Raw genomic sequence first — 22614 nt, forward strand, 5'->3', positions numbered from 1 at the left:
AAAAAAAGGCTAAACACCTAAAAAAACAAGTGTCAAATAGTCAATAATTATTTTATAGTTATGAAAAATAAAACCGCCCGATCCTACTTATCAAAAGTGTCGATCACCAACAAACTACAACCTGTAAACCCCAACCGATATACCACTTAAAAAAACCTTTTCTCCTCTAAAAAGAGCATCACAGAAAAGCCAATTATATCAATTAAACTACACCACAATGCAAGAAAAATCCACAATACAAAGACATGAAAATGGTCAATTAAATCCTCAACTTGCCGCATCACATCTTCAACCGGAAATATGGGAAAAAGTAAACAGACTCCAACTAAGAAAAATGTTATGCGAGTTTTCACATGAACTATTACTTATCCCTGAATTAAAAGATACTCAAGGAATATGGGGGCTTTACAGCCTTAGCACCCAAGATGGAGTAACCGAATATCAGTTTAAAGCACAACTACTGGCTTTAGATCATTGGTATATTGACAACAACTCTATTTCCAAAACAACAAACGAACAAACCGAGCCTCTTGACGCTATAGCATTTTTACTTGAATTTACAGAAGAATTAGGCTTTTCTGAATCAAATCTGCCTACTTACCTGGAAGAAGTAATCAGTTGTCTATACGGCAGCGCATATATGCAAACCAACAGCGAACTTACAGCCAAAGATTTGACAACAGCAAGTTATGCTGATGTTGAACATGCCATGACTGCCGGACATCCTTGTTTTATAGCCAACAGCGCCAGGATAGGTTTTGATGCAATAGATTATCAAAATTATAGCCCTGAAGCTGCAAAACCACTTTCTTTAGTTTGGGTTGCTGGTCATAAAAGCCATACCGAATTTACCAGTATCCCTCCCCTTAGTTACCATCAGGTGATGGAACAGGAATTGGATACAGATCTAAAAGCATCTTTTGATTTGTTGCTTAAAGAAAAAGAACTTGACCCACAAGATTATATTTACTTCCCAATTCATCCATGGCAATGGCACAATAAACTGATTTATTTATTTGCTCCCGATATTGCTACATCAAAATTAGTTTGTTTAGGTGATAGTAAGGATTTGTACATGCCACAACAATCGGTGCGTACCTTTTTTAATGTAAGCGATAACAAACGCTTTTATGTTAAATCTGCACTTTCTATTCTGAACATGGGCTTTATGAGAGGGTTATCACCTTATTATATGCGAACAAACCCACCGATTAGCGAATGGGTTGCGAACCTTGTTGAGAATGATGCTTATCTGCAGAAAAAAGGGTTCACTACATTAAAAGAGATTGCTACAGTCGGTTATACCAATACTTATATTGAAGAAGCAATAAAAATTGATTCTCCTTATAAAAAAATGCTGTCTACGCTTTGGAGAGAAAGCCCGATGGATAAAATAGCAAACGGAGAACGTCTGATGACTATGGCCGCTTTACTGCATATCGATACAGAAGGAAACTCATTGTTGGCTGAATTAATCAAATCTTCTCCTTTGGATACAAAAGGATGGATTCAAAGTTATTTGCAAGCTTATCTAAGTCCACTTTTACATTGTTTTTACTACCATGATATGCGTTTTATGCCACATGGTGAAAATCTGATTTTGGTATTCCGCGACAATGTTCCGGTCAGAGCCATTATGAAAGATATTGGTGAAGAAGTAGCCGTTGTCAATCAGGAAAAAGAACTGCCTGAAACGGTAAAACGAATCATCATCAATGTTCCTGAGGACCTTAAAATCCTGACTATTTTCACACAGATATTTGACTCTTTCTTCCGATACCTGAACCACGTATTGGTAGAACATGTTAATCTGCCGGAAGAAGATTTTTGGGGTCTTGTAGCGGACTGTATTACCGAATACCAATCCGAATATCCTGAACTGGAGGATAAATTCAGAAAGTATGATTTGTTTGATTCAGAGATTATTAAAACCTGCTCTAACAGACTGCAAATGCAAAACAGTTCAAAGATGCTTGATGCGACCAATCCTTTCAAGAATCAAAAATTTGCCGGTACCTTAAAAAATCCACTTTCTGTTTATCAGACCAAATTAATCTAGTCCCTCTTTAAAAACTATAATACGCTAAAACCATGAATATAGATACGCTGATCTCTCCAATACAAGCATCCGAACATTTAGAAAAATCCGTTTGGAACAAAGTAACCCGTCTGCACCTTAGAAAAATACTTGCCGAATTCTCTCATGAACGTCTTGTAATTCCTAATTTAATTGAAAGCAAAGACGGCTGGGGAATCTATCAACTTAGCAGTTCAGATGAAAAAAACACTTATCAATTTAATGCTAAAATACTGGCTTTAAACCATTGGTATATTGATACCGATTCTATTGAAAAATTTACGGAGGGTGAAACTGCTGCATTAGACGCGCTTAGTTTTATCATCGAATTTAAGGCAGAACTGGGAATTCCTGAGGAATCTTTACCGGTTTACCTGGAAGAGGTATGCAGTACATTGGCCGGAAGTGCTTACTTGCATTATTATGGCAAACCAAACTCAAAGGAGTTATTAGACGCCGGCTATCAGCAAACTGAATCGACCATGACCGGTCATCCACGTTTTATTGCCAATAACGGAAGAATCGGTTTTACTTCCAGTGATCATAGAGAATACGCTCCCGAAGCAGCAGCGCCGTTCTCTCTGGTATGGCTTGCGGGTCATCGCTCTACTGCTGTTTTTACTGCCGTATTACCTCTAGACTATGATAAGGTGATGCTACAAGAGCTTGGCGAAGAGACCTTAAAAAACTTTAACGATCAACTCCTTGAAAAAGGGCTAAATCCAAAAGATTATTTCTTTATGCCGGTACATCCATGGCAATGGTTTAATAAATTATCTAATATCTTCTCAGCCGACATTGCTACGAATCGTTTGGTTTGTATGGGCTACAATGAAGACAAGTACCAACCACAACAATCTATACGAACTTTTTATAATATCACGCATCCCGAAAAATTCTATGTTAAAACGGCAATCGCTGTACTGAACATGGGCTATGTACGTGGGTTATCGCCTAAATTTATGTTGTCTAATCCGCCAATCAACGAGTGGATTTATAACCTGGTAAAGGATGACCATTATTTACAGTCAAAAGGTTTTATCATCTTGAGAGAGATTGCCAGTTTAAGTTTTGCACATCAGTACTATGAAACAGCAGTCCCGGGTGACACACCTTACAAAAAAATGTTTGCCTGTTTGTGGAGAGAAAGCCCGGCGGACAAAATTAGCGGTAACCAGCGTTTGGTTACCATGGCGTCACTGCTTCACATTGATAATGAAGGGAAAGCCTATCTTCCTGAATTGATACAAGCATCGGGTTTAACTACTTCTAATTGGTTACGTCAATACTTTAGCTGTTATTTGAGTCCGTTACTTCACTGTTTCTACAAATGGGATATGGTTTTTATGCCTCATGGAGAAAATCTAATCCTGATTCTGGAAGATCATAAAGTCGTTAATGCTATTATGAAAGATATTGGTGAGGAAGTTTCGTTATTAAACTGCAGTTTAGAAATTCCTGAAGAAGCTTTAAGACTTGCTGTTACTGTTCCTGACGAACGCAAAACACTGCCTTTATTTACACAAGTATTCGATTCTATCTTCCGATTTATTGCCGCAATACTTGTTGAACATGCCGATTTCCCGGAAGATGAGTTTTGGAAACTTGTAGCAGAATGTATCTTAGATTATCAAGCGGCACATCCTGAATTCAGTGAATCTTTCAAAAAATTCGACTTGTTTGTTGATGAATTCAGTCCTGATGCCTTAAATAAATTACAACTGAATAATAACAGACAGTTAAGAAATCGTGCCAATCCATTTGAAAACCTGCCTTATATAGGTATTGTAAAAAATCCTGTAACTCCATTTTACACTAATAAATAAAAAATCAATTTTCGTGAATTATTTTACAACATTAAACAAATACATACCCACCCTACTCTTTACTGCTGTGTTCTTTTTATTGTCCTTACATACACAAGCGCAACAAAGCCAATCCGGCACCATCAAAGGTCAGGTTATGACCGAAGATGGAAAAAAGGTGCTGTACGGCACCGTTAGCCTAAATGGAAAATACAGTGTTAAATTAGATAAGGACGGTTGGTATGTATTTGATAAGCTTACTTCGAAAACAAATACCATTACAGCAAGTATTATGGGATTAGCCTCTCAGACAAAAACGGTAACCCTAAATACAGGAGAAGAAATTATTCTGGACTTTACCCTTACCGCTGATGCTGAATCCCTAAATGAGGTTTTTATTGTGGGAAACAAATACAAAATCACTTCTAAAAAGAACAGTGAATATGTGTCGCGACTTCCAATCAAAAATCTGGAAAATTCACAGGTTTATAGTGTGGTAGACAAGGAACTTATTAAAGAGCAAATGGCTTTAACGGTCGAAGAATCTTTTAGAAATGTTCCGGGAGCTGCCCCTGCAAAAACCGGAGCGGGAATGCCTTCTTTTTTCTCGAGAGGTTTTCAAACGAGTGAAAATTTCCGTAACGGGATGGCGACTTATCTGCGTACAGGTGTAGATCTTGCCGCTGTAGAACGTGTGGAAACCTATAAAGGACCAAGTTCTACACTTTTCGGGGCACAAATGACCTCATTTGGAGGGCTTGTAAATTATATCACCAAAAGACCTTATGACCATTTCGGGGGTGAAATTGCCTATACAATGGGAAGTTGGGACCTGAGTCGTATGACTTTAGACATCAATACTCCGGTTAAAGATGCGGAAGGTTTATTCGTGAGGTTAAACGTTGCCCGTCAGACCGAAAACACTTTTCAGGATCAGGGCAATAGTACTACATTACTTATTGCACCAAGCATTACCTATCAGGTATCCGATCGTTTAAAATTTACGTTGAATGCTGATTTCCAAAGTATGCAGGGAATTACTCCGGCTGGATGGATGGTTTCACCAACATTAGGCGTAAACAGTTTCAACCATCTTAATCTCGATTACCGTATCTCACTTAACGATAACTCTCTCGTAAGTAAACAAGGTTCTACCAATGTATTACTTGACGCAGAATATAAAATTTCTGATCAATGGACTTCTCAATCCAGATATGCTTACGGTGCGGGGAATTACGACGACCTCTATATTTTTGACTTCATCTGGCAAAATAAATCCTCTGTCGATCGTATCCTTAGAACATTCACCGACGAAAAGGATGTTAGAAAAAACTTCCAGCAAAATTTTACAGGAGATTTTAAAATCGGTAATTTCAGAAACAGACTTGTAGTTGGTTTTGACTATTTATCCAGCTTTAGATCTACCCGATACGACGGACTAGGTTATGCAGGAAAGGTTTTTGAGCCGGCAAATTTGGATGATCTAGGTGCAACACCTGTAATTAGAATAGAGGATGTTGAATCTATTTTAGCCAAAAGAAACACAGGTCAGAACCAGACAAAAGAATCTACTTATAGTGTTTATGCTTCGGATGTATTCAACGTAACAGACCAACTTTTAGTTATGGCAAGTTTACGTGTCGATCGTTACATTGGAGATGGTACAACAAATACAAAATCTCGTGTAACTCTTGGTAACTACAATCAAACTGCGTTCTCTCCTAAATTCGGTCTGGTATATCAAATTCTGGAAGACAAACTATCTGTTTTTGGAAATTATATGAATGGTTTTAAAAACATAGCTCCAAAAATTCAGGTAGACAAAACAGTTTCTGTTTTCAAACCTCAGGAAGCCGCACAACTGGAAGGTGGTGTTAAATTAGATTTCTCCGATAAAATCAATGCGACTGTAAGTTATTACCAGATTGATGTCACTAATAGTTTGAGAAATGAAGTTACTCCACAAGGAACTTTTGTTATACAAGACGGAACACAAAAAAGCAAGGGAGTTGAAATTGAAGTTATAGGAAGACCTTTTTCAGGTTTCAACTATGTAGCCAGTTACGGTTATAATGACAATGAGTTAACAAAATCAACTGCTAGTGCACCGGGTAAAAGAGCGGCAGGTACTCCAAAAAATGTCGTTAATCTTTGGGCAAGTTACACTATTGTGAAAGGTAAGGCTCAGGGCTTAGGAATGGGAATAGGGAATTCTTATGTTTCAGATGCCTTTATTGACAACACCAATACCTTTACCCTTTCTTCTTATAATCTTCTTGACGCAACCCTATTTTACAACCGTCCGAAGTATCGAATTGGTATTAAAGCCAACAATATTCTGGACAGACAATATTGGGTAAGTGACGGTTATTATGCACGTCCGCAAAAGCCGAGCAATTTTATGATCAACTTTACCTATAAATTTTAATTAAATGGACTCTATCGATCAGCGCACTTTCCAATCCCGTAGAATACTGTTGGGGGTAGTTATGACTTTTGCCATTCTGGATCATACCCGATTGTTTTTCCATTACTGGAACACCAATCCGGCAGATTTGGATCATACTACTTTCTCTTTGTTTTTTACGCGATTTATATCCCATTATTTTGCGCCGGCAGTATTTTTTATAGCCGGTATCGAATTATTCCAGTGGATGGGTAAAAAGACAAAAAAACAAAATATATGGCCTTTATTCCAGTTGGGCAGTGTGCTGATCCTTATTGAAATTTTCATAAACAATTTCTTGTATACGTTTGACCCTTACTACCGCACGATTGGTGTTTTTATCATCGGTTCATTAGGGTTATGCTTATACTTTATGGCGGGTTTACAATACTTAAACAGAAATTGGATCTTATGGATCAGTTTAATTATTATAATCGGTCATCATGTATTAGATTCTATACAAATGAAAGGGGATTCGCCAAATGCTATCCTCTGGTATTTGTTGCACCAGCAAAAATTTATACCACATAATCAGAGTTTATACATCGTAAATTATACCTTACTTCCTTGGCTGGGTGTTTTATTATTGGGGTATTTTTGGGGGTTCTTTTGCAGATCTGAAAGTTCTCCTGTACTTCGAAAAAAGGTATTGTTATACAGTGGTTTTATTCTGATAGCCGTATTTTTTGTATTGCGAGGCCTAAATGGCTACGGAGAATCTATCCCTTGGAAAACAGGAAGTTCCTCACTCCTGAGCATGTTATCGTTTTTCAATCTTACGAAGTATCCGGCTTCACTGGAATTTCTCGCAATTACACTTGGTCCGATTTCTCTGTTTCTGGCCTATGCCGAAAACTGGAAAAACAGAGTCGCTCAATTCTTTTTTACTTTAGGGCAGTTTCCTTTGTTTACTTATCTCTTCAGTACGCTTATTATACATTTAGCAGCCATGGCTTGGTTGTTTTTTAATGGAAGACCATTGCAAAATATGGTCATAACAACTGCTTCTTATGGTGCTAAAAGTCCATTACTTAATTATGGTTACTCTTTAGCTACCGTTTATCTGCTGTGGCTTGTATTTGTTCTGATCTGCTATTTTGCGGTAAAAAAAATAAAAGCTTAAATAGTTATATCATCGAAGTCTCATGCCTTACTTTCTGTAGTTTTGTTATTTCGACGAAGGAGAAATCACACAAGAAATTCCGCAAAGAAAAGCGCCAATCTTTGTCGAATATTGGATGCGATTTCTCCTTCGTCGAAAGGACAAACTGGAGAGTGTAATTGTATAAACGAGGTGTGTGCTTTATAGACAAACTAAATTTTCACATTCCTTTTTTACTACGTCACAGGTTTTGCATTTGATCCGGTAAAACAACTCCACTAAGATTCAATACAAAAATTACAAATAGTAAACTCTTAAGAATAAAATATAGTCATCCTACACCAACTAGCACGAATTATTTTTTTTTAATTCAAGTTAAATTTGCATATTCGTAAGAAATACAAAAAGAATGGATGATTATTTAATTGGAATTGGTAAACGAATAAAAGACATTCGCAAGAACAGTAAAAAAACAATTAGCACCGTTGCCAATGCTGCCGAAGTTAGTAATGGACTAATATCGCGCATTGAAAACGGAAGAACAATTCCTTCCCTTCCTGTTTTATTAAATATCATTAGTGCATTAGAAATTGAAGTTTCGGCCTTTTTTGAAGGAATGCCTAAACCCTCGGGGCAAAATTATATGGTATCCCGTGCCGAGGAAAATTCCATTATCGAAAAAGAAGATGATGCAAAAGGTTTTACTTATCAATATATCTTTGGCAAACAACTTTCCTCTATAGGATTTGAAGCTGTTTTATTAGAAGTAAAACCAAATTCACAAAGAGAAAAAGTCGAAACGGATGCTTACGAATACAAATACATGCTTTCGGGAGAATGTGTGTATATCATAGGCGATGATGAAGTGTTGATAAAAGAAGGAGATTCGATCTTTTTTGACGGTAGAATTCCACATGTTCCTGTAAATCGCAGCGCAACAACTGCCAAAATGTTGGTATTATACTTCTTTTTTAATACCCAGAGAGATTAAAAACAGGGTTAAGTCTTAGAATCTTATTAATCTTTTTTATCACGCAGATCTAGCAGATTCGGCAGATTTTTGCAATTGAACTGATAAAAAAATCCGCTACCCGAACAATAACAAACAGACAGCGCAAATCAGCTAAATCCGCTAAATCCGCGTGCCATTTTCGTTTAGCATTTCGCGAATAACCACAAATTATTTTTTGCCACAGATTAAAAAGATTAAAAAGATTTAATTTGTAGGGGTCAATTTAATTTTATCTAGTACTTTTTTAGGTTACCGGTAAAAGAGTGTTTCCTATTTCGTGTTCTTGATTATTTTGATCTTTTTATCACGCAGATCTAGCAGATTCTGCAGATTTTTACAATAGAACTGATAAAAAAATTCGTTACCAGAACAATAACAAACAGACAGCGCAAATCCGCTAAATCTGCTAAATCTGCGTGCTATTTTCGTTTAGCATTTCGCGAATAACCACAAATTATTTTTTGCCACAGATTAAAAAGATTAAAAGGATTTAATTTGTAGGGGTCAATTTAATTTTATCTAGTACTTTTCTAGGTTACCGGTAAAAGAGTGTTTCCTATTTCGTGTTCTTGATTATTTTGATCTTTTTATCACGCAGATCTAGCAGATTCTGCAGATTTTTGCAATAGAACTGATAAAAAAATTCGTTACCAGAACAATCGCGAACAGACGGCGCAAATCCGCTAAATCCGCTAAATCTGCGTGCTATTTTCGTTTAGTATTTCGCGAATAACCAAAAATTATTTTTTGCCACAGATTAAAAAGATTAAAAGGATTTAATCTGTAGGGAGCAATTTAATTCTATCTAATACTTTTTTAGGTTACTGGTAAAAACTATTTTATGTTTCATGTTCTTGATTGTTTTGATCTTTTTTATCACGCAGATTTAGCAGATCCGGCAGATTTTTGCAAAAGCACTGATAAAAAATTCGTTACCCGAACAATATCGAACAGACGGCGCAAATCCGCTAAATCTGCTAAATCTGCGTGCGATTTCATTCTAGCTCCTAAATTATTTTATCAAAAGAATTAAAACGGCAAATAGATATATTCCGATTACCGCTATCATGATTAAAGCGATTTCAACTGCTTCAGCAAAAGTGATATTGTGGTTCATTGTGGTTTTCTCTTCGACAAACTCTATCGTTTCTGTACTTACGCCCAAAGATTTAACGCTCTCAAGATGTTTTTCTTTCTCTATTGGTACATCATTTTCTATAGCCGATAGTACCGTTTCTAAAGCCTGAACCTGGTTTTTCTTCTTTATGTCTCTAAGTATACGAACAAGGCTTATTTTTTGCCCTTCGCAAATTGTTTTTTCTACTGTGATCATAAGTTCTAAATAATAATTTAAAAAATTTACACAACGGAAAAAACAAAACAACAGGATATACTACAGATTGAAATCAGTCCGTACCGTTTAATTACTTCTTCCGTTATTTGTTTTAAACAAAAATATAAATTTTCTTACAATACAATCATAAAAATAGGAAAAACTTTATAAAAAATTTCATACTCTCCAAAAAGTATTTATCAGAGTCATCACAACAACTTTTAAGTAAAAACAAAAAAACTCCTCCTTTACCTGAAATAAAGGAAGAGTTCAAAAAAAATAAACACAATATATTATAAGAGTATAACTCTTAATTCTTTTAAACTTTCAATGATATAGGTAGGAGCAGCTTCCTGAATTTGCTCACGGGTTTGCGCACCTGTCAAAACTCCGGCTGTCATGCCACAATGGGCGCTTTTTCCTTCTTCAATGTCAATAGCCGAATCACCTACTTTTAGCACCTTCAAAGGATCATTTACCCCCATGAGCTCCATTGCTTTTAAAATCATATCGCCGTCAGGTCGTCCGTTTTTAACATCGTCGGCAGTTACTAATGCATCTATGGTCACTCCTACTTTCCAGCCGAGTTTATCCAGTAATTTATTGGCTGTAATGCTATCGTAGCCTGTATTTAAAACCACTTTTATATGATTGGCCTGTAAATCTTTAAACAGCTCCTCTGTGCCTTCAAAAGTTTTTACGTCCAATTCGTTGTATGCTTTTTCTAAAGCAATCTTAAAATTAGCGAATGCCTTTTCCGCCACACTCTTCACATTTGTTATACTTGTACAGGTTGTTAAAATATCGGTTATCGCCTGGTATTTTTCTTTACCTGCACCGTGTTTTAAAACGTCTTCCAAAGACACCGTAAATCCCTCTTCATTAATTACTTTTTGCACTGTTTTGTAGACTACATTTCCTTCGTCAACAGTTGTTCCGGCCATATCAAAGACCACCAATTCTATTCTTTGTTTCATTATTATACGTTAAAAATTTTAGTAATATTCTCTTTTGAAAATCCGGCGCTCCCCGTCATTCCTTTTCCTCCAATTCCGGTAATGATGTGAATATTGTCACCGACAGTGTGCTCAAAAACATCTTTGGTTTTGCATTGAGAATAGGTTCCGAACCATCTGTTTTGAATTTCGTAAGTCGGCAAATCGATAATCTTTTTTGCCTCCTGTATCATAAAATTATCAATATCCATATCCAGATTAAACCCCAGATCATCACTGTTTGCTGCGGTAGCGTATTGGTGTGAATCTCCCAAAATCACAGAGCCATCCATTGCCTGTTTGAAGAGAATATGAACACTCCATTTTTTTTCTAAAGAATCTGCATCTTCTTTGGATTTAATGGCCTTAAACGAAGGACATTCATAAAAAGCTTCATATCTTCTAATCGATAATCCCGTTAAAATGGAGCCGTCTAACTTGTAATTGGCTTGTGGTTTAGTTTGCAACATTTGCAATTTTGAAACTTCAATATCACTTTTGAAAAACAAATCCGGATATAATGTTTTAAACTCGCTGCCATTACAAATAATCACCTTTTTGGCCAAAAAAGTTTCGTTTGCGGCACTTTCTACTGTTACACCGGCATTGGTGTTTTCGCAGTTTACAATTGCTGTATTGGTAATTAATTCTAAACCCAAAAATTGCTGCATATATTCCTGAAGTCGGTAAATCATAGTTCTTGGCTCTACCGTTACTTCATCAGGAAAAAACAAACCCGCTTTTACATAATCGGAGCGCAAACCCTGATATTTGCTCAGACATTCTTCTTTAGTCAACAAATTGGACTGATAATCATTCCCTTTATTTATTTCAGCCAGCTCTTCTATAAGTTGCACTTCCTCATCGTTGGAAGCCAGATAAACTGAGCCGTTTTGTCTGATTGAAATATCAAATTGGCTTTGAATTTCTTTGTAAATCAATAGACTTTCTCGTCCATAAGCTTGCCATTTTGAATCCATTCCTGACGGTACTACTTGTCCAAAATTCTGAATAGTAGCACTTTTAGGCATTTTATCTTTTTCGATAACCGCCACTTTTAATCCTTTTTTTAAAGCGTGATAAGCATGAAAAGTTCCTAAAACCCCTCCTCCCACAACTATTAAATCATATCTTGTTTTCATTTAAAAATAAATTATTTTCGAACTCGTTAGTTGTCTTTTGAATCACGCCTAACGGGTTGTATTTTACATTCTCTTTTTTCTTCTTGTTCTTTTTTTTAGTGAGGTACAGCATTGAACCAATGCTAACTAACACTCCCATAGCGGCTACTATATAGGCTCCGTCTATAAAGAAATTCAACCAGGACAAAGTTGACTGTCCGAAATTTTTATACAGCAATACCGAAACACTCCCCAAATAGCCAAAAGCATCGGCCAGATAAATTAGAAATCCTGCATTTCCTTTTATTTTGAAAGCAGCTATAAATCTATCGAAAAAAAGGCTGTTAAAAGGTACGTAACAAATGTACAATCCGAAGCCGGAGACCACCATCCAATAATAAGGGCCTATAGTTCCGAAGTGAAACAAAAGCGTCGAAAACCCAATAGACAACGAGCCAATTATCAATAATATATGATAGAAAAACAAGGCTTTCATATTGTCTTTAAAATAAAAAGCTGCACCCAAAACCAACAATACGATCACCGCCACAATTACTTCTGAACTGGCATAAACCGATGTATCTCCCTTATAACCGATACTGTCCCACAATTCTCTTGCGAAATTGTCCCTAAAATCTCTAAAAGCCGTTAGATACGTATAAAACAAAATCCAAAGCGTGATCGGGAACAAAAATTTCAGGACCACTTTTTTGCGATCCTTACTGCTCATCGGAATGCGTTTTGATCGCAACGTTATATCTTCTGCTGTTGGTTTTGGAATTCTCTCTAACAACCAGGCAAAAAACAACAAGGGCGGTATAAAAATTAAACCCGTTATGGCCGGCATCCAAAAGGGTGAAAACCCCCAGGACTCCATTACAAAAAAACCGGTTGACTTTACTACTCCACTCGAAACGATAAAGCTTGTGCTTAATGCTACTCCCAGTATTTCGGTAAATTTTCTTCCTTCTAAATAAGAAAAAACAATGCCCCAAATCATCCCCAATGGAATACCGTTGATAAACATGCACAAAATATTATAGGGTTTCGGAACAATTGCAAACAGTACTAAAGCGGCTTCTGCAATTCCTATTAAACCTAAAAGATAAAACACTCTGTTTTTCGCTTTTAGTTCCGAAATAACCTTTATACCGATAAATTTTGAAAGCACATAACCTAAAACCTGAGCAATAATCAGCAGGATTTTGTAATCAATATGAAATACTTCCAGTCCTTCAAAAGTCGCCACGCTAAAGGGTTTTCTAAAAGCGTACATGCAAAAGTACGCTCCGAAAGCAGCCAGTGAAGCCGTTAGTACAAAAGAAATATCTGATTTTTTCTTACTCATTCCTACTATTTTTTAAGGATCGGTAAAGCGCTCCCTTTCATTTCAGTGTCTTTTGCTTTGCTGTCTAAAAGTTGCAAAACAGTAGGTGCGATTTGGTTGCTGTACAATTGCTCTTTTGATCTTACTTCACCCAAAACCTGAACGCCATTACCAAAAACAACCAACCAAACCTGATCCGCACCATTTATTTTAGAACCATGACTTCTCCAGGTGTCCAATGGTTCAGAACCACGACCATGATCTGTTGAAAGGATAAAAATTGTATTGTTTTTGTAAAAAGGATCACTCTGAGTATAATTCCAAAGTTGTTTGATCAATCCATCTGTGGCGTGAGCTGAATTTAAGTAGGCTTGATAATTCCCATCATGTGCAAAATCATCTGTTTCTCCGTAAGAAATGTAGATCAATTCCGGATGTTCTTTTTTCATGTATTCTAAGGCGTAGTTAGAAGTAAAAGCATCAAATCGAACAGAATCCCAAGGAGAAGGTACTTTAGACTGCAATTCGTTCAAGAAAGTTTCTCTTGCAGAAAGATTTTTCCCTTTAGCCTCCTCAAAACCTGCATTTACCGGAATGCCCGAACGTTCTTCATTCACAATAAACGGAAACACATCCCAGCTTCCAAAAGCGGCTACTTTGCCTTTGTATTTCGGCAGTTTGTTTATTTTCTCTAAAACCGTTGTATTGGGATTGTTGAATTTATCATTGCTTTTAATGCGCACATCATCGGCAACTCCGCTTAATATTTCGTTGTACCCCGGATACGAAAACCACATGGTATTGGTTAAATTCACGTCACTTCCCTGATTTCTGTTACCGTGCAATTGTCCCATTTTGGTTACTTCGTTCCAGAAAAAAGGCATTAATGCGGTTCTTCGTTCTTCGGGTGTAGCTCTCCAGAATTTTTCTTTTAAATGGGTTGTATCTTCTACATACTTCTTCTCGGCTACCAATTTCTGGTCAGCGCCCGTAAACAATTCCTGCCAGCGAAATCCATCTAAAGTGATTACTACTACTTTTGGATTTTTTACAGCTTCTTTTTGTTGCGCGTTTCCGCTAAAAAAACTTAGAAAAGCGACACTCGAAATTATTATTGATTTTTTCATTATTATTGATTTTGTTTTTATAGACCTTGACTCGTTGGCGGTTATTTTTTTTTTAAACACATAGAGACATAGTTTTAAACCGCTGAAAAAAGACGTTTCACTCTACATAAATCACATAAGACCATGTGAAAAAATCATGATTTTCTTGAAACACCTTCGCATTGACAATTTCAATTCTATGTCTCTATTTTTCTATGTGTTAAATAACTTTTTATTGCTTTTTTTTAACACATAGAGAGATAGTTTTAAACCGCTGGAAAAAGACGTTTCACTCTACATAAATCACATAAGACTATGTGAAAAAATCATGATTTTCTTGAAACACCTTCGCATTGACAATTTCAATTCTACGTCTCTATTTTTCTATGTGTTAAATAACTTTTTATTGCTTTTTTTTAACACATAGAGACATAGTTTTAAACCGCTGGAAAAAGACGTTTCACTCTACATAAATCACATAAGACTATGTGAAAAAATCATGATTTTCTTTAAATATCTTCCCTTTTACGATTTCAATTCTATGTATCTATGTTTCTATGTGTTAAATAACTTTTATTAAAATTTCTATTTAATAAGCCACATTACGGCATTAATATCATCTGTTCCTCCGTATTGACTCTTTAAAGCTGCCGTTACATTTTCAGAATTTGTTTCGAATTCGCTTTGCGGATATTTCCAGCGTGTCGGAATCTTACCGCCATTTTTATTTGCCGGTCCGACATCAAATTTCGGAATGCCTGTTCTTCTGTAATTGAAATAGGATTCTCTCTCTGAGTTTTGAAAAAAGGCTACATACTTTTGCGTTAAAATCTGTTCCAAACCTGTTGCATTATTGCCTTGGTACGCTACCGTGCTCTGGTTTAAAAAAGTATTGACATCGGCAGCGGCAACTCCATAAAATTCCATAGAAGCTTTAATCCCCTGATTGTAATATGCTGCCGCATCACCATTAATCCATCCTCTGTTGATCGCTTCCGCAATTGCAAATTGTTGTTCGGCATAACCGATTAGGATGTAGGCTTCACCAATATAATTGCTGTAATATCTCTTTTCATTTGGGTACGATAATTTCCCCTGATCCGAAGCTACTTGCATAGAACCCTGCTCATCACCTGTATTGGCGGCGATGTAAGCATTCAAATTCAGAGGGTCATTGGCTTTAAAATAAAAAGAGGCAGGATCGGCAACTTTATAAATTCTTGGGTCATTATTTTGTTTTAGGATATTCAAATACGTCCCTCCCATTATGTTTCTGTTTCTGTTGAAACCATAGTTGCCTGGATTTATTTTATAATTGTTCCCTGTTTCATCTGAAAAATAACGGGTCATATTGTCTTTAATTCCTTCCATCAACGGATATTTTGATGGATTGCTTATTATTTTATTGAATTGACTGGCAACATCTAATTCTCCTGTTTTTTTACTTAAACTAATTAGTACTCTCAAACGAAAAGTATTGATCGTTCTTTGCCATTTGTCTAAATCTCCTTTGAATAAAAAATCTCCTTGCACGGCTGTCGTTCCAATTTCCGCTTTTGCTACAGTTATTTGATCGTTTGCAGCATCCAAAAGTCTTAAAACCTCGGTGTACACTTCTTTTTGGGTATCGTACTTTGGTTTTGTAATCGGGTTGTTGTTTTTGGCTTGTAAAGCTTCAGACATTGGGATATCCCCCATTCTTTTAGACATATAATCTAAAAAGTAGGCGTTGAAAAATTTAGCCAATGCTCCGTATTTGTTTCTTGAATCCAATTTTCCGGCTTCTTTTTCCATGGCCTGAACATTAGACAGTGTGGTGTAACGTAAGGATGCAGCACCCCAGTTGTAATCCTGATTTCCATAATAATCAAAAGAGATGGCCCAAAACTGGTTGTCTCTCTGAGCACCTGACCACGGGCCTTCGTCATCTACATTATTCATGACTCTTAAAACTTCGGTCAATAACATCGAAGGTGGCACACTTGTCGCACGATTGGGATCATCTGCCAGATCTTCAAAATTGGTGCAACCTCCCAGCATAAAAACCATTGCAAGAAGTAGTACGCTTTTATAGTGTTGTATTGTTTTCATTTTCGTTTGTGATTAAAATTTAAGGTCTAAGTTGATACCGTAACTTTTTACTGTTGGTGTTTGCAGCGGAGAAGCACTCTCGTCTAAAAATTGATCTAAGTCGATATTTTTATTTTTTGAGAAATAAAACAAGTCACGACCAATCAATGAAATAGAAGCCGCACTCATAAATGATTTCTTCAGGAAAGAATTTGGCAAACTGTAAGTCAGACTCACTTCTCTTAGTTTAAAAAACGTCTTGTCTATAATATTGGCTGCATAATTACCGTGATACGATTTCGCATAATCCTGATAAAACATTTTAGTAGTGTTTGGCGCAAAAGTTCTGGTATCTGTAATCACATTCCCCTGACCGTCTGTGATCAATTGTCCGCTTGTAATCACCACAGCATCGGTAACATAAGATTTTATTCCTTTTACATCATTGGCTCTTTCTGGTGTATTACTATCAACATGTCTTCCACTCTGCCACATTTTCTGATTCACGTAGTTCTCGATTTTCCCACCATAGCGACCATCAAATGTAAAATTCAAAGCCACATTTTTATACCTTAAATTATTCGTGATTCCCATAGACCAATCCGGTGCTTTGTACCCTACTTTGGTTTGGTATGAATTAACAAGCGGTTTTCCGTCTTTACCTACAATTAATTTTCCGTCATTGGTTCTCATAAAATCATTGATATAAAAAGCATCAACACGATCTCCGATTTTAATTAAGCCATTATTTTGAATACCGGCATAAACCTCTTTTAAGTATTCTTTATAAGTAGACCAGTTCACATTGAAATCCCAATTGAAATTGGTCGTCTTCACAGCTTTCACAAACAGCGCTACCTCAATACCTTTTGTCTGTGTTGTAATACCATTTTGTTTGCTTCCCTGATAACCTGTAGTTTCAGAATATTTTAAATCAAAAATTTGAGGACCATTTGTATTTTGATAATAGGTAACATCAAAACCAAATCTGTTTTTAAACATTCTGGTTTCTATTCCTATTTCTTTTGAAGAGTTGAAAGCAGGTTCCAGTTTTGCATTGTTCAGAATTTCACCCACATAAGCAGCATTATAAGTCGTTCCACCAATAGTAAAAGGATCTCTTAAACGATAGGTATCCAGATTACTGTAGATATCCAAAGAGCCTCCTACTTTAGCATAGGAAGTTCTGATTTTCAATAAATCGACTAAAGGAATGTCTATAATTTCACTTATAACAGCACTTAAACCAACTGATGGGTAGAAAAATGTATTGTTTTGTTCCGGTAGCCTCGAGTCGGTATCAAATCTTCCGGTAGCTCCAAGGAATAAAAATGATTTATAAGACAAATCCATTGAGCCGTACCAACTGTTGGTTTCAAAATGACTGTTATAACTCGTTGGCTGCATTGGGGTTTGGGTGTTGCTTAAAGTATATAATCCCGGTATTTTTAAATAGTTGGTGGAAGCAACGGAATTCCTGTATTTATCAATATTAATATTAGCTCCAACGGTTGCTTTTATTTCAAAATCTTTAATCGTTTTGTTGTAATTCAACATAAAATCAGAGTAGCTTTTAAACCTGTAATCGTACTGTTCTTTGTAATCACCTTCTGCTTTTTCTCTTCCATAAGTAGACATGGAATAAGGAAATTTTTCATTTTGAAACAAATTACTCACCACCATATTGGTTCTGATCAAAGCAGAGAAACTGTCGTTGAATTTGTGGTTTATACTTATTTGACCTGAGTAGTCATTCTTGTAGTACCCTCTCAGCCATTCATAAGCCATAAAGTAAGGGTTGTTGTAGCGCGTATATTCGAAGTTTTTTTGTTGAATGCCTTCTTTTCCTTTTTGCCAGTAGTCTCTTAAATCTCTGACATCATAATCAGCTCCACCCCAGATCAGCATATTGTAGATATAGCTATTAGGCCCGTATTGCACATTTGGATTGTTGGGAGAGGTTTGAAAATTAAAGTTTGAACTGGCATCTACCCAGGTTTTGTCACTCAAATTGTATCTTCCGCTTAGATTGAAATTGTAAATATTCAATTTCGTATTAGGATTGATTCCCTCCTGATAGGTTTTTGATAATGAAAAACGAATATTTCCTTTATCAAAATTAGAAGACAATGATAAATTGCTGGTAGACAGTAAACCATCTTCCATAAAATTATCAAAGTTATTAGCGCCTCTTGCCGTCCAAGGAGTTGCAATTAGTTTTCCGTTTGCATCACGCGGACTATCGTATTGTGTAATTAACTGTCCGTCGAATTTTGGTCCCCATTGATCGTAATCAGCGTCATTGATTCCTCCTCCTTTACCGTCAACGAAAGCATAATTTCCATAAGAACCCGGTCCATAGGCGTTTTGTGTTTTAGGAACCGCATTGTAACCGCCCTGAATCATTGAGTTGTGATTGAATTCGACCACAAATCCTTTTTTATTGCTTGCTCCTCTTTTAGTCGTAATCTGAATAGCACCATTTCCACCTACAGAACCATAAAGTGCTGCTGCATTTGATCCTTTCAAGACATTGATGCTTTCAATATCGTCCGGACTAATATTCCAAGTGTCTGTTCCCAACGGTACACCATCGACTACAACCAACGGACTTTTACCTCTCAAATACATTTTAGGACTGGTAAAAAATTCAGAAGAAGAAGCCACAACCAAACCTGAAACTTTTCCCGAAAGTGATTTCATTACATTCGCATCCCTTCCTTTAGTTAAATCTCCTTCAACCTCCTGAACAGAATAGCTTAATCTTTTCTTTTCCTTTTTGATTCCTAAAGCAGTTATGACCACTTCATCTAATTTTTGAGAATCAGGATTTAAAGTAATTACTGCCGAAGTTTTGCCCGCAGTATTAAAATTAACCGGTACATATCCCAAAAAAGAGATTTCCAGGATTTCACTACTTTTTTGTAGTTTCACTTCAAAATTACCATCCAAATCTGTGTTTACAACAGTAGTGGTTCCTTTAATCAGAACAGAGGCGCTGGGTAATGGCAGACCAAGTTCATCAATCACTTTTCCTTTAAAAGGGATTGTCTGAGCAACAATTAATGATGTTGAGAACATCATTAATACAATCATTAACGTTTTTAAGTTTTTCATTTGGTTAATCAAATAGTTACTATTAGTAAATTTTTACAGTGCAAATGTTGCAAATATTTTACTATTGGTTAACTTTTTGATTTTAAGAAATTCTTAACAAGTTTTTATGCTATTGTCAATTTAATGTTATCGTTGCAAACTTTGTGGTTGTTTTTTTAACCGTAAGGTTTATGGTAATTATAGTTTTCAGTGGCAGTCGCAGTCGCAGTTTTCCGCCTCAACTTACATTTCACAGTTTACACGATCGGGTGCAAAAGTAAAAGATTAAGTGAAAATGTATTTAAACCATATAAGGGATCAAGACATATTGTTGTGGAGGAACAAATATCTTGTAGTTATGTAATTTCGAATCAAGTTCAAAAGTTGTGGAATAATTTTTAGATTTCTTTTGTTAGCAGTAGCAGATCTTATACTTTTTCGCCACAGCTTTTTAAGTACCTAATTTTCCAACTTCTCGCTTTGACGATCTCGCAAAGACGCCAAGCCGCTAAGTTTTTTTTCTGTTTTTTCATTAATACTTTGCGATTTTGCGACTCTGCGAGATGTTTACTTCCCCACATGAACTTTAAGTATTTAAAAAGTGTTTCCAAAAAAAACTTGGCGCCTCTGCAAGATTTTTGTTACCATACAGGTTTTTGCGTTGATCGTTTCACAGTTAAACCATAAAACAAAACAGTCGCAGTTTACAGTCCCAATTATAAACTGCGACTGTAAACTGCGACTGCAAACTAAAAACCGAAAACCAAAACTGTGAGGCTGAGCGAAGTCGAAGCCCTCGTAAAACTTTTAGACCCCACTCAGATAGACAATAAATACATCAAAAATGTAAAATGTAGATTGAAAACTGCAAACTGAGACTGAAAACTGAGACTGAGACTGAGACTGAAAACTAAGACCTAAACAGTCTGCAAAGCCTTATAATAATCTTCACGGGTACAAAATTCAAGATGTGCTTTTTTATGTGGCAGTTCAAGTAGGGTTTCGAATACAAATCCTGCTTTTCTGTTTAATAAATGAATTTTATGATTGCGTGCATCCGGTTCTACAACAACACGTTGGTTATTGGCATCGCAAAAAATAAAATCAAGAATTACCGTAAAAACCGACCATGTAAAACTGTTAATTGGTTTCTCAAAAGGCGCTACCAAAATATGCATTCCTTTGTCTCCTTCTTTTACATCATAATATTCTCCAATGCTATCCTCCTCCGGATTGTAACATTCTAATAAAAAGGAAGTAACGCCATTAAAAACGCCCATATAGACGGCGGTTTTTTGAAGAATCTCGTGATAGGAATCGTATACTTGTTCTAAAGAAAATCCATTCATTCCCCAATAGACTGCATAATCGCGGTTTACCCAATCATGCAATAATGGCATATCGGTCTCTAAATCCAATGGGCGGAGTTCGAATACACCTGTACCGGGAATTGTTTTGACAAAAACGATATCGGTTATGGTTTTATTTTCGGTATAAGTTATTTTACTATTAATCATCTGTTGCTGAATTAAGCTATTATTTTTTTATAAGGTGCTATCGTATTTTGTAATTAATTCAAGTTGCTAGTGCTCCTCTAAAATGGAACAAGTTAGTAGGATTGTCAAAAAAAGTCTCACGCAGATTTTAGTGGATTGAAATAAAAAAATCCGCTTAATCCGCAAAATCTGCGTAAAAAATATCTTAACCTAATCACATTAAGTTAAAGCTGAAGTCTATTCAAATAGTAAGAGATTACAAAAGAATAATTGACTAGCAACTTGAATTAGTTATAAAATTTCTTCGAAGGCATTCGATTTGATGGTCTCGGAAGCTGGAACTCCAAACTCCTGAAAAGCAATTTTGGTTTCTACGGCATAGTGTTCAACACCCGTCATTTCTTTAATGATATACGAGTTGCGGTAACAAACCATTCCTAAATCCGGCGTCACAAACCCGTGTGTGTGCAATTCTGCATTTTGAACAAAGATTTCTCCTCCGTTTTTGTCAATGCTGTAATTTCTGTTGGCATCAAAACGTCCTTTATCATCCCATTGGATTCTCGATGTAATTCCTTCAATAAAACGAGGCATTTTATACCCGTATCCTGTTGCCAGAACTAATGCATTTGTAGTATGACGGTATTTTCTATCTTGTTCGACCTGATGTAATTCGAGTTCAAAAGATGCTTTATCATCGTCGTAATCTGCTTTTATGCAGGCTGCATTTGTTCTTAAATTGACATCAATTTCAGCAATTACTTTTTTCGCGTAAATCGTATCAAAAATAGTTTCAATTAAATCTTTGTTGATTCCTTTGTAAAGCAGCTTTTGATCTTTCAACAGGTAATCTCTTTTTTCTGCCGGCAGGCTATAGAAATAATCCACATATTCAGGAGAAGTCATTTCTAAAGTAAGTTTACTGTAATCCATCGGGAAGAAACGAGACGAACGTGTAATCCAGTTCAATTGATATCCGTAAACATCTATTTCCTGCAATAAATCATTAAACACTTCGGCAGCACTTTGCCCGCTTCCTAAAACGGTAATCGACTTTTGCTTTTGCAACGCTTCTTTACTCTGAATATAGGCCGATGAATGAATTGCTTTACCTTTAAGAGCTTCGCAAGATTTAGGAATATGTGGTGCAGTCCCTGTTCCGAAAACAAGCTTTTTTGTTTTATAAAAAGTAACTGCAGCGGTTTTAGTGCAAACGGTTTTTACAATATAAACCCCCAGATTCTCATCATATTCAATCATTGAAACTTCTGTATTAAAAAATACATTCGGTAGTTTTTTAATCGCCCATTGACAGTACTGATTGTATTCGTTTCTTAACAGTAAAAAGTTTTCTCGAATATAGAACGAGTACATTTTTCCCTGCTCTTTTATATAATTTAAGAAACTAAACTGACTTGTTGGATCAGCAAGCGTTACTAAATCGGCCAAAAAAGGAATCTGTAACGTTGTGTCCTGCAAAAGCATTCCCGGATGCCAGTTAAAAGATTCATTCTTGTCAAAAAACAAACCGTCAAGATTCTCAATTGGAGCAGTAAGACAAGCCAGACTCAGATTAAAAGGTCCAACACCAACAGCTATAAAGTCGTATATTTTATTTTCCATAAGGG

General features: G+C 36.2%; 14 protein-coding genes. 5 read left to right on the forward strand and 9 right to left on the reverse strand.

The window, feature by feature from the left end; genetic code table 11:
* Window positions 1–217: 217 nt before the first annotated feature.
* The 5 genes from ACHRV3_RS01885 (at window position 218) to ACHRV3_RS01905 (ending at window position 8421) form a co-directional block, all read left to right on the forward strand.
* Complete coding sequence (locus ACHRV3_RS01885; RefSeq protein ID WP_395434315.1) at window positions 218–2059, forward strand: IucA/IucC family protein; 1842 nt, start codon at window positions 218–220, stop codon at window positions 2057–2059.
* A 32-nt stretch (window positions 2060–2091) separates the two neighbouring features.
* Complete coding sequence (locus ACHRV3_RS01890; protein WP_395434316.1) at window positions 2092–3903, forward strand: IucA/IucC family protein; 1812 nt, start codon at window positions 2092–2094, stop codon at window positions 3901–3903.
* Between the two features lie 13 nt (window positions 3904–3916).
* Window positions 3917–6310 carry a TonB-dependent siderophore receptor gene (locus tag ACHRV3_RS01895; protein ID WP_395434317.1) on the forward strand — a complete coding sequence of 798 codons (2394 nt, stop codon included), beginning with the start codon at window positions 3917–3919 and terminating at the stop codon, window positions 6308–6310.
* Window positions 6311–6314: 4 nt separating this feature from the next.
* Window positions 6315–7451, forward strand: coding sequence for a hypothetical protein (locus ACHRV3_RS01900; protein WP_395434318.1), 1137 nt, complete (start codon window positions 6315–6317; stop codon window positions 7449–7451).
* Window positions 7452–7839: 388 nt separating this feature from the next.
* Window positions 7840–8421: a helix-turn-helix domain-containing protein gene (locus tag ACHRV3_RS01905; protein ID WP_395425678.1), complete on the forward strand. Its 582-nt coding sequence runs from the start codon at window positions 7840–7842 to the stop codon at window positions 8419–8421.
* Between the two features lie 1033 nt (window positions 8422–9454).
* Here the strand turns inward: ACHRV3_RS01905 and ACHRV3_RS01910 are convergent.
* The 9 genes from ACHRV3_RS01910 to ACHRV3_RS01950 form a co-directional block, all read right to left on the reverse strand.
* Window positions 9455–9775 (reverse strand): hypothetical protein, encoded by a 321-nt coding sequence (locus ACHRV3_RS01910; protein WP_395434319.1) that lies wholly within the window; start codon window positions 9773–9775, stop codon window positions 9455–9457.
* A gap of 293 nt (window positions 9776–10068) precedes the next feature.
* Window positions 10069–10752 (reverse strand): phosphonatase-like hydrolase, encoded by a 684-nt coding sequence (locus ACHRV3_RS01915; RefSeq protein WP_395434320.1) that lies wholly within the window; start codon window positions 10750–10752, stop codon window positions 10069–10071.
* A 2-nt stretch (window positions 10753–10754) separates the two neighbouring features.
* Window positions 10755–11912 (reverse strand): TIGR03364 family FAD-dependent oxidoreductase, encoded by a 1158-nt coding sequence (locus tag ACHRV3_RS01920; protein ID WP_395434321.1) that lies wholly within the window; start codon window positions 11910–11912, stop codon window positions 10755–10757.
* On the reverse strand, window positions 11896–13239 hold the full coding sequence (locus tag ACHRV3_RS01925; protein ID WP_395434322.1) for a DUF5690 family protein: 1344 nt from the start codon (window positions 13237–13239) through the stop codon (window positions 11896–11898). Before ACHRV3_RS01925 ends, ACHRV3_RS01920 begins: the two co-directional genes overlap by 17 nt.
* A gap of 5 nt (window positions 13240–13244) precedes the next feature.
* Window positions 13245–14345 (reverse strand): sulfatase-like hydrolase/transferase, encoded by a 1101-nt coding sequence (locus ACHRV3_RS01930; RefSeq protein ID WP_395434323.1) that lies wholly within the window; start codon window positions 14343–14345, stop codon window positions 13245–13247.
* A 564-nt stretch (window positions 14346–14909) separates the two neighbouring features.
* Entirely contained in the window at window positions 14910–16415 is a 1506-nt protein-coding gene (locus ACHRV3_RS01935; RefSeq protein WP_395434324.1) for a SusD/RagB family nutrient-binding outer membrane lipoprotein, read from the reverse strand.
* A 12-nt stretch (window positions 16416–16427) separates the two neighbouring features.
* Window positions 16428–19511: a SusC/RagA family TonB-linked outer membrane protein gene (locus tag ACHRV3_RS01940; RefSeq protein ID WP_395434325.1), complete on the reverse strand. Its 3084-nt coding sequence runs from the start codon at window positions 19509–19511 to the stop codon at window positions 16428–16430.
* 896 nt (window positions 19512–20407) lie between these two features.
* Window positions 20408–21007, reverse strand: a complete 600-nt coding sequence (locus tag ACHRV3_RS01945; RefSeq protein ID WP_395434326.1) for a GNAT family N-acetyltransferase — start codon at window positions 21005–21007, stop codon at window positions 20408–20410.
* 270 nt (window positions 21008–21277) lie between these two features.
* Complete coding sequence (locus ACHRV3_RS01950) at window positions 21278–22609, reverse strand: lysine N(6)-hydroxylase/L-ornithine N(5)-oxygenase family protein (protein ID WP_395434327.1); 1332 nt, start codon at window positions 22607–22609, stop codon at window positions 21278–21280.
* Between the last annotated feature and the right edge of the window lie 5 nt (window positions 22610–22614).

The organism is Flavobacterium sp. FlaQc-49, from assembly GCF_044005985.1.
GTDB classification, from domain to species: domain Bacteria; phylum Bacteroidota; class Bacteroidia; order Flavobacteriales; family Flavobacteriaceae; genus Flavobacterium; species Flavobacterium cupriresistens.

Coding starts and splice junctions, on each gene's coding strand:
- ACHRV3_RS01885 (WP_395434315.1), top strand. CDS start 218: ATGCAAGAAAAATCCACAATACAAAGACATGAAAATGGTCAATTAAAT.
- ACHRV3_RS01890 (WP_395434316.1), top strand. CDS start 2,092: ATGAATATAGATACGCTGATCTCTCCAATACAAGCATCCGAACATTTA.
- ACHRV3_RS01900 (WP_395434318.1), top strand. CDS start 6,315: ATGGACTCTATCGATCAGCGCACTTTCCAATCCCGTAGAATACTGTTG.
- ACHRV3_RS01905 (WP_395425678.1), top strand. CDS start 7,840: ATGGATGATTATTTAATTGGAATTGGTAAACGAATAAAAGACATTCGC.
- ACHRV3_RS01910 (WP_395434319.1), bottom strand. CDS start 9,775: ATGATCACAGTAGAAAAAACAATTTGCGAAGGGCAAAAAATAAGCCTT.
- ACHRV3_RS01915 (WP_395434320.1), bottom strand. CDS start 10,752: ATGAAACAAAGAATAGAATTGGTGGTCTTTGATATGGCCGGAACAACT.
- ACHRV3_RS01920 (WP_395434321.1), bottom strand. CDS start 11,912: ATGAAAACAAGATATGATTTAATAGTTGTGGGAGGAGGGGTTTTAGGA.
- ACHRV3_RS01925 (WP_395434322.1), bottom strand. CDS start 13,239: ATGAGTAAGAAAAAATCAGATATTTCTTTTGTACTAACGGCTTCACTG.
- ACHRV3_RS01930 (WP_395434323.1), bottom strand. CDS start 14,345: ATGAAAAAATCAATAATAATTTCGAGTGTCGCTTTTCTAAGTTTTTTT.
- ACHRV3_RS01935 (WP_395434324.1), bottom strand. CDS start 16,415: ATGAAAACAATACAACACTATAAAAGCGTACTACTTCTTGCAATGGTT.
- ACHRV3_RS01940 (WP_395434325.1), bottom strand. CDS start 19,511: ATGAAAAACTTAAAAACGTTAATGATTGTATTAATGATGTTCTCAACA.
- ACHRV3_RS01945 (WP_395434326.1), bottom strand. CDS start 21,007: ATGATTAATAGTAAAATAACTTATACCGAAAATAAAACCATAACCGAT.
- ACHRV3_RS01950 (WP_395434327.1), bottom strand. CDS start 22,609: ATGGAAAATAAAATATACGACTTTATAGCTGTTGGTGTTGGACCTTTT.